The 2,605-nt window shown below is 68.7% G+C and carries 2 protein-coding genes; both read right to left on the reverse strand.

The annotated features are described in order from the left end of the window. Positions 1-396: 396 nt before the first annotated feature. The gene (locus RIF93_RS20060) at positions 397-1,254 is read right to left on the reverse strand and encodes a calcium-binding protein (RefSeq protein WP_309093210.1); all 858 of its coding nucleotides are present in this window, start codon (positions 1,252-1,254) and stop codon (positions 397-399) included. A 271-nt stretch (positions 1,255-1,525) separates the two neighbouring features. Beyond that, positions 1,526-2,386 (reverse strand): IS5 family transposase, encoded by an 861-nt coding sequence (locus tag RIF93_RS20065; protein ID WP_309093211.1) that lies wholly within the window; start codon positions 2,384-2,386, stop codon positions 1,526-1,528. Positions 2,387-2,605 lie beyond the last annotated feature (219 nt).

Raw genomic sequence — 2,605 nt, forward strand, 5'->3', positions numbered from 1 at the left:
AATCCTAACGGCAGCGAGGGCAGTGAGGTGTGCGCGAGCCGATGCTGTTGCAGATGCCCGCGACGAAGGCGCCGGCTGCGGAACCACGGCTTTTTCTCAGTGCCCGTTTGCAAAGGGGCGACGGGGCTGGCTTGACGGGCTGATCCTGGCGGCCTCGGAGACGTTGCGGACGGCTTTCAAACTGGGGAAGTTGTTTCGTCTCGGATTCCTACGCTGACGTAGGGACGCCCGTGTTCAGCCTGACCGCCACGCCTGCCATCTCGTCGTGGTGGAGTAGTAGTAGCGTCCGAGTGGTTGCGGCGAGGTCCCGGGCCGCCCATGCCGGCTTCATGGCGAAGAGGCCGAAGGAGGCGGACTGGCTGCAACCGCCCTCCGCCGCGCCTGAGGCGGACGGCGCTACAGGATGAAGTCCTGCTCGGTCAGCGCCACATGGCCGGCCAGGACAATCCCGGCCGCGGACCTAGGCGCCGGCACGAAATCGGGCGGCGGCCGCCCGACCAGACTGAAGATCTGCACCAGCGTCGTGCCGTCATCCAGCCATTCGTAGCGGAGCTGCGGGTCGATGCTGGGGATGAATTCGCCCTGGCCCAGGAACTGCATCGGTAGCCAAGGCATGTGGGAATGGCCCAGACCCGCGACGTCGATGCGGTCCACGCCCTGCTCAAGATCCAAGATCACGTCTGGCGTGCCGGTTTCGCGCGTCGCGGTATGTGGGGCGAAGTCGCTCGCCGGCCCGCCGCGGCCGAAGACGAAGACATCCGCTCCCGGACCGCCGCTCAGCACATCCGCGCCGAAACCGCCGCTCAGCCTGTCGTCGCCCTCGCCGCCGTGGATGGTGTCGTCGCCGCCGCCGCCGTGGACCGTGTCGTTGCCGGCGCCGCCCTGGAGCCAGTCGGCCCCGTCCAGCCGAAGCGCGCGCTCCGCGTCGCTCCCGCCACCGGGCCGGCCCATGCCGTGGCCGAAGATCAGGTCGTCGCCATCGCCGCCCCAGACCCAGTCCGCGCCGAAGCCGGCATAGACGGTGTCGTCGCCCCCGCCTGCGAAGATCAGGTTGTTGCCAGGCCTAGGCTCCTCCCAGGGCAGCGGACCGGTCACACAGTCGCCATGGATCACGTCGCCCGCGCGGCTGCCGAGGATCACGTCGCTGCCGGCCTCGCCGATTATGGTCACCGGCCCGCCTAGGGCGATGATCAGGTCGTTGGCCCAGCTTCCCTGCAGCTGCCGTGCCCAGAAGCCGCCGATCACGAGCGCCATGACATGGTCCCCTCAAAGGGCGCCATCGATCATCAAGGCGATAGCATACGATCTTGGCGAGCCTCCGGCGGTTCCTGTCGCGCACAAGTGGGTGAGGCCCGGGAGCCTCGTTTGCTCCTCATTTGGTCCAGATCCGCCCGCGCGTCGCGCTGTTCGTCATCCGCCGGGATCAGCGACAGATCGCCGCCCGACAGCACGTGCCAGACCGGCTTCCAGGCCGTTCTGGGGGGTAACTGTCACCAGGCGCACTGAGGATGGACCTACGCTCCCCTCAGACTCCGTTTGCGAAGTCAGGTGGCGGTAGTCGCCTGCGGTTGGGATGGGCGAGGCGGTGGAGCATGAGGCGGATTGCAGCCAGGGTGACCATGGCCTCCGAGACCTCGGGGAGCGCCTCATAGTCTTTGGCAAGGCGGCGCCAGCGGCCGAACCAGCCGAGCGACCTCTCGACCACCCATCGCCGCGGCTGCACGACGAAACCGGAGGTGCCGGGGGCGCGGCGGACGATGATCAGCGCCAGGCCGGCAAGATAGCAGGCGAGAAGGGCGGCAAGCCGATTGTAGATGCTGTCCGCGAATACGGCCCGGAGCCAGGCGTAGAGCGGCTTCACGCGCTTCAGGAGGTCACCGAGACCATCGGCATCCTGGATGTCGGCCGCATGCACGAGAATGCCGAGCAGCAGCCCGTCCGTGTCCACCGCGACGTGGCGCTTGCGTCCCTTCAGCCGCTTCGCCCCATCCCAGCCGCGCGGGCCACCGCTCTCCGTGGTCTTCACGCTCTGCGTGTCGATGACCGCCGCCGTGGGGCTGGCTTCCCGCCCGGCGCGCTCGCGCAGCATGACCACGAGGTGGTGGCGGATGCTCCCCCAGACCCCGTCCCGCAAGAAGGCGCGCATGTAGCCGTACACGGTGCGCCAGGGCGGGAAGGTCGGAGGCGGCGGCAGGTGCCGCCACTGGCAGCCGGTGCGCGCGAGGTAGAACAGGCCATCCAGCACGCGGCGCATGGCCGTGGTCCGCGGCCGCCCGCCGGGCTTGGCGGGCGGGATCAGCGGCTCGAGCAGCCGGAACTGGTCATCCGTGAGCGCCTGGCCAGCGCCGAAGCTCCCAACCAGCACGCGATCAGCGGGCGTCCACATGGCGGTCCCTAGGCCCAAAACCGCCCGCAACGCCGCCCGAGGGGGCTGGATCAGCCCGTCAAACCAGACCCGGCACCCCTTCGCAAACGGGGTCTCACATCGGCATGGTCGCGGCAGGCATTAGGCCAACTGTCCAGTTGGTCTACTGCCTGCTCGCCCTAACCCTCGGGATTTCAGTGCTCGGCAGTCACTGCGCGAAGCTGCCGGTTTCCACGCTTC

The organism is Phenylobacterium sp., from assembly GCF_031181185.1.
GTDB lineage: Bacteria > Pseudomonadota > Alphaproteobacteria > Caulobacterales > Caulobacteraceae > Phenylobacterium.